This is a genomic window from Rhodococcus gordoniae, from assembly GCF_001646655.1.
Taxonomy (GTDB): domain Bacteria; phylum Actinomycetota; class Actinomycetes; order Mycobacteriales; family Mycobacteriaceae; genus Rhodococcus; species Rhodococcus gordoniae.
Map to the genome: position 1 here is coordinate 1 of NZ_LPZN01000090.1, position 5,348 is coordinate 5,348.

Here is a 5,348-nt window from a genome sequence, read left to right on the forward strand (position 1 = left end):
GCAATGTCGCCGCCACCGGCGCCGAATACTGCAGCGCCGGCGACTCGTCGTGCCTGATGCACATCGGCGGTGGTCTCACGCGCCTGCGCACCGGTACCCGCACCATCCACCTCGCCGAGATCCTCGCCTCCGTGGAACCGGCCGTCGCCCCCAAGGGAGTGCCCGCGTGACCGCACTCGGTATGCCCACCGTCCCGCCGCGTGGATCCGGAAATCTGCGCGGCATCAGAAAGTTTCCCGACGCAGCGCACCAGGAACTCGCGAACCCGCAGTTGCGGCGCAACATCGGCAAGGCCACCCACACCATCCGTGCCAAGCGACTGAACGTCACCGGGGAACTGCCCGACTGGGAACAACTGCGCGACGCCGGCGCCGCCATCAAGACCGACGTGCTCAACCGCCTCCCGGAGCTGCTCACCCAGCTCGAGGAGGCGGTGACCGCGCGTGGTGGCGTGGTGCACTGGGCTGCCGGCGCCGCCGAGGCCAACGCCATCGTCACCGAGCTGATCCGGAAGACAGGATCCGACGAGGTCATCAAGGTCAAATCGATGGCCACCCAGGAGATCGGGCTCAACGAGCATCTCGAAGAACGGGGGATCGCGGCCTACGAGACCGACCTCGCCGAGCTCATCGTCCAACTCGGCCACGACAAGCCCTCGCACATCCTGGTGCCCGCCATCCACCGCAACCGCGCCGAGATCCGCGAGATCTTCCTGCGTGAGATGCCGGACGTCGACCCCGACCTCGACGACAACCCCCGTCATCTCGCAGCCGCGGCACGAAAGTTCCTGCGTCACAAGTTCATGACCGTGCCGGTCGCGGTGTCGGGCGCGAACTTCGGCATCGCCGAGACCGGCACCCTCGCCGTCGTCGAATCCGAGGGCAACGGCCGCATGTGCCTGACGCTGCCGCAGACACTCATCACCGTCATGGGCATCGAGAAACTCTTGCCCACCTTCCGTGACCTCGAGGTGTTCCTGCAGCTGCTGCCGCGCTCGTCGACGGGGGAGCGCATGAATCCCTACACGTCGATGTGGACCGGTGTCACCCCCGGCGACGGCCCGCAGGAGTTCCATCTCGTGCTGCTCGACAACGGCCGCACCGCCGCGCTCGCCGACGAGATCGGACGTGAAGCGCTGCACTGTATCCGGTGCTCGGCATGCCTGAACGTGTGCCCGGTCTACGAGCGCACCGGGGGCCACGCCTACGGCTCGACCTACCCGGGCCCGATCGGCGCCGTCCTCAGCCCGCAGTTGGCCGGGATGGACCGACCCGACGACCCCAACGCCAGCCTGCCGTTCGCATCGAGCCTGTGCGGTGCCTGCTACGACGCCTGCCCCGTCAAGATCGACATCCCCTCGTTGCTGGTGGAACTGCGCCACCAGAAGGTCGAACACGCCCGCTTCGGGCCCGAGGCTGCGGCGATGAAGGCCGCCTCGCTGGCCATGTCGTCCTCGCAGCGCTGGACGGCCGCGCAGAAGGCCGCCGGACTCGGCCGCGTCCTCGCCGGCAAGAAGGGGAAGATCACCAGTCTGCCCGGTCCGCTCGCCGGTTGGACCGACGCCCGTGACATGCCGGCCCCGCCGAAACAGACCTTCCGGCAATGGTGGGCATCCGATGAAGGCCGTGCCGCGCTCGCGAAGGCACGCGAGGAAGGACAGCAGCGATGAGCAGCCGCGACGCGATTCTCGGCCGGATCCGTTCGGCGCAGACCCTCGCACCGCCGACACCGGTCGAGGTACCGCGCGACTACCGTCTCGGACGCACCCTGCCGGACGCCGAGCGCCGTGAGCTGCTGGTCGATCGGCTGGTCGACTACAAGGCTCACGTGCACGAGAGCACGCCGGAGGATCTGCCCGTCGTGCTGGCGAAGATCCTCACGGATCGCGGGGTGCGCCGCGTCGGGGTCCCGGAGGGCCTGGATCGGTCGTGGCTGGCGGAGTTCGGTGGCGAGGTGGTGGTCGACTCCACCGACAGGCCCGCAGCCGACCTCGGTGATCTCGACGGGGTCGTCACCGGCTCGGCCGTGACCTGCGCGGAGACGGGCACGATCTTCCTCGACGGCAGCCTCGACCAGGGGCGACGCGCGCTGACACTGGTCCCCGACCTGCACGTGTGCGTGGTGGCGATGAGCGATGTCGAGGTGGGAGTGCCCGAAGCGCTGGCCCGGCTCGTCCCGGAGCGGCCGATCACGATGATCAGTGGGCCGTCCGCGACGTCGGACATCGAACTCGAACGCGTCGAGGGCGTGCACGGCCCCCGCACCTTGGAGGTGGTGATGATCGGATGACCCTGCTGACCGAGCGTGTCCGGCCACGTCTCGGATGGCAGCAGCATGCCAACTGCCGGACCTCCGACGAGTACTTCTTCTTCGCCCCGGACGGCGAGCCACCGAGCATCCGCAGGCGGCGCGAGGTCGTCGCGAAACGCATCTGCGCGAACTGCCCGGTGCTGGCCGAGTGCCGCACCCACGCGATACTCCGCGGCGAACCGCACGGAGTGTGGGGTGGACTGTCGGAACACGAACGGCTGCAACACCTGAAGCACTGATCGCGTCCCGCGGGCTGCTCACGGAATCGAGTGGGCGAACTCCTCGATCAGCGCCGCCACCCGTGCGGGATGGCCGAGCTGAGGCACGTGTCCCGCGACCAGCACTTCCAGATGCGCGTGCGGTACGAGTGCCGCGACGGCCCGGGCGTCCTCGACCGGGACCACGGGATCGTGGTCACCCCAGATCATCAGCGTGGGAACGTGTAGCTGCCGCAGCACATCCGGACAGATCCTGGCGGCGCGCCGGGTGCCGAACGGTGACAGGATCGCCTGCAACTCCGCAACGTTCGCTGCCCTCGCGACGGGATCGTGCGCCGCGTCGACGAGCGAGTCGAGCAGCTCGGGGTACCGCCGGATGGTCTCGCCTTCGCCCACCGAGGACAGCAGGTGCAGCAGCATCCGTCGACCCGGTTTCACGATGCGGCCGAGCAGTTGCCCGAGAACGGGGGTCGCCATGACCCGGACATCGACGGGAATCCGAGCACCGGGCAGCAGCGGGACGGACCCGAGCGTGACCGCGCCCCGCACCCGCTCCGGACGATCGAGGGCGTACCAGATCGACCAGATCCCTCCGCCCGACGCGCCGACGAGAACCGCCGACTCGAGCCCGAGCCCGTCGAGCACGTCGTCGACGAATCCGACCGCATGCCGCCGGAGCCCGGTGCGGCGGAAGTCCGACGGATCGCTGAGACCGAAACCCGGCCGATCCACCAGGAACGAGTGCACCGCCGTCGTGTGCTCGAGCAGCATCAGGTGCGACAACGACGAGGTGTTGTTGCCGTGCAGATGGACGACCGGTAGCCCGTCACCGTGCTCGACGACGTGTGCCCGGCCCGTCCGTGTCGGGACGAATCGGCTCCGACCACCGGCGTCCCGAACCATCCGATCGTATCCGTTCTGCACGCGAGTCGGGTGACCCGGTACGCGCGTCTGGATGTTCATCGTGACCTCCGGATCTCGTCCTCGTCTTCACGATCCGTCGTCGAGTGGGACGTGACCAGTTCGAACTTCGAACCGCACCCGGCCGCCGGGCGGTGGGACACTCGGGGGGTGGACGCGAGTGGATCCGCCGGGTACTGCTCCTTCACCAAGGCCATCGAACACCTCGGTGACCGGTGGAGTCTGCTCGTCGTACGGCAGTTGGGAATCCTCGGGCCGCAGGGCTTCAACGACCTCGCCACCGGCCTGCCCGGCCGGATCTCGCGTTCGGTGCTCGCCGACCGACTGCGCCGGCTGGAGATGCTCGGGGTGGTGTCCCGTTGCGAAGATCCGCACCCGGCCTACCGTCTGACCGACGTCGGCCTCGGGTTGATGGCACCGCTCGGCGCGCTGCGCACCTGGGCGGAGACATGGTTGCCGGACGATCCGGCGATGGTCGAACGCGACCCGGACGTTGTGCTCGGCTGGTTGGCGCGACGGGTGGAGCGCGCGCACTGTCCGGCCCGGCCGGTCGTGCTCGAGTTCCGGCTCCACCATCGGTGCGACCGCAGGTACTGGCTGGTCGTGCAGCGCGGCGCGCAACCGTACGGATGCCTCACCGATCCGCTGCTGGACCCGGCTCGCTACGTGTATCTCGAGTCGTCGATCCCGGCACTGCTGGCACTGGCTCGCGGTCGGGGCGATTGGTCGCGCGCTGTCCGGGACGGATCCGTCACGGCTGCAGGAGATCCCGCGCTGGTGTCGCGTGTGGGGGACTGGTTCCGGCCGGTCCCGGAGCGGTCGCACACGCGGTGACCGGATGCGATTTCGGTGTTCCCGACATCGCTCAGCGCGGTCGGGAACACCGAAATCGAGAACGGCTACGCGCCAGTGACGCGACCAGCACGGTCGAAATGGGGTAGTCGTCTACGCAGGCGCCGGTATCGGCCGGTTCCCATACTGATCCCGCGGGGTCCTCCCGCATCTCGTATCACTCTTCGGATCAGAGGAACACATCATGATGACGGACGATGCCGACGGCCCCGTCGAAGCCGAAACCACGGGCCGGCAGATCATCACTTTCACCGAGGACAGCACTCACGAGGAACGCGTGGCCGCACTCGAGGCGATCAGCGGCGTGAACTCGATCGCGTCCAGCGACGAGACGGGGCCGGAAGCGGTACCCGCAGACGAACTCGAATCCACCGATGCGACCCTATTCGATCGGCTCGGGGTGGCTGTCGCCGCCGTCGACGGGTCGCAGGTCGAATCGCTCGAGGACGTCGCACGTCAGGATCCGGCGATCGTGGCCGTGGAACCCGAACACGTCGTCCGTACGCTGGCGGCACCACTCGCCCTGGAGACACATCTGGCGGACGGTCGCAGGCACACCTGGGGTCTGCAGGCCACCCGGGCACTGACGTCACAGTTCGACGGGTCCGCTGTCCGGGTAGCAGTGCTCGACACCGGATTCGATCTCAACCATCCCGACTTCGCAGGTCGGACGATCACCAGTAAGTCGTTCATCGCAGGTCAGGCCGTCCAGGACGGGAACGGGCACGGCACCCACTGCGTCGGCACATCCTGCGGACCGAGGAATCTACCGACCGCGCGCGGCTACGGCGTCGCACCACGGGCCGCGATCTTCGTCGGCAAGGTACTGAGCAATCAGGGCAGCGGATCCGACTCCACCATCCTTGCCGGGATCGAATGGGCATTGGCCAATCGGTGCCAGGTCATCTCGATGTCGCTGGGCGCCGACGTACCTCGGCCGGTGACGGCCTACGAGGCCGTCGGGCAGCGGGCGTTGGCGGCCGGGACGCTGATCATCCCGGCCGCGAGGGAACAACGCGCGTCGGCCGGCGGATCCCGGATTCGTCG

6 protein-coding genes and 1 pseudogene are annotated in these 5,348 nt (G+C 68.5%); 6 read left to right on the top strand and 1 reads right to left on the bottom strand.

Annotation, left to right across the window (positions count from 1 at the left end; genetic code table 11):
• From A8G18_RS23540 to A8G18_RS21945, 4 genes and pseudogenes are all read left to right on the top strand, one after another.
• Positions 1-170: pseudogene (locus A8G18_RS23540) on the top strand ((Fe-S)-binding protein); the annotation flags it as partial.
• On the top strand, positions 167-1,669 hold the full coding sequence (locus tag A8G18_RS21935) for a LutB/LldF family L-lactate oxidation iron-sulfur protein (RefSeq protein ID WP_016934054.1): 1,503 nt from the start codon (positions 167-169) through the stop codon (positions 1,667-1,669). The pseudogene A8G18_RS23540 and the gene A8G18_RS21935, both read left to right, overlap by 4 nt.
• Positions 1,666-2,289 carry a LutC/YkgG family protein gene (locus A8G18_RS21940; RefSeq protein ID WP_064065544.1) on the top strand — a complete coding sequence of 208 codons (624 nt, stop codon included), beginning with the start codon at positions 1,666-1,668 and terminating at the stop codon, positions 2,287-2,289. Before A8G18_RS21935 ends, A8G18_RS21940 begins: the two co-directional genes overlap by 4 nt.
• Complete coding sequence (locus A8G18_RS21945; protein ID WP_064065545.1) at positions 2,286-2,549, top strand: WhiB family transcriptional regulator; 264 nt, start codon at positions 2,286-2,288, stop codon at positions 2,547-2,549. Before A8G18_RS21940 ends, A8G18_RS21945 begins: the two co-directional genes overlap by 4 nt.
• 18 nt (positions 2,550-2,567) lie before the next feature.
• Here A8G18_RS21945 and A8G18_RS21950 read toward each other — a convergent pair whose 3' ends face one another.
• Positions 2,568-3,491 (bottom strand): alpha/beta fold hydrolase, encoded by a 924-nt coding sequence (locus A8G18_RS21950; RefSeq protein WP_084422047.1) that lies wholly within the window; start codon positions 3,489-3,491, stop codon positions 2,568-2,570.
• 108 nt (positions 3,492-3,599) lie between these two features.
• Here A8G18_RS21950 and A8G18_RS21955 point away from each other — a divergent pair, with 108 nt between their 5' ends.
• Together A8G18_RS21955 and A8G18_RS21960 are read left to right on the top strand one after the other, a co-directional pair.
• Positions 3,600-4,283 (top strand): winged helix-turn-helix transcriptional regulator, encoded by a 684-nt coding sequence (locus A8G18_RS21955; protein ID WP_115311570.1) that lies wholly within the window; start codon positions 3,600-3,602, stop codon positions 4,281-4,283.
• 202 nt (positions 4,284-4,485) lie between these two features.
• Positions 4,486-5,348 (top strand): S8 family serine peptidase (locus A8G18_RS21960; protein WP_245208009.1); only part of this gene is annotated, 863 nt, incomplete at its 3' end.

Bases quoted from the DNA above. Each gene is read 5' to 3' on its own strand.
- A8G18_RS21940 (WP_064065544.1), top strand. From the start codon at position 1,666: ATGAGCAGCCGCGACGCGATTCTCGGCCGGATCCGTTCGGCGCAGACC.
- A8G18_RS21950 (WP_084422047.1), bottom strand. From the start codon at position 3,491: ATGAACATCCAGACGCGCGTACCGGGTCACCCGACTCGCGTGCAGAAC.
- A8G18_RS21945 (WP_064065545.1), top strand. From the start codon at position 2,286: ATGACCCTGCTGACCGAGCGTGTCCGGCCACGTCTCGGATGGCAGCAG.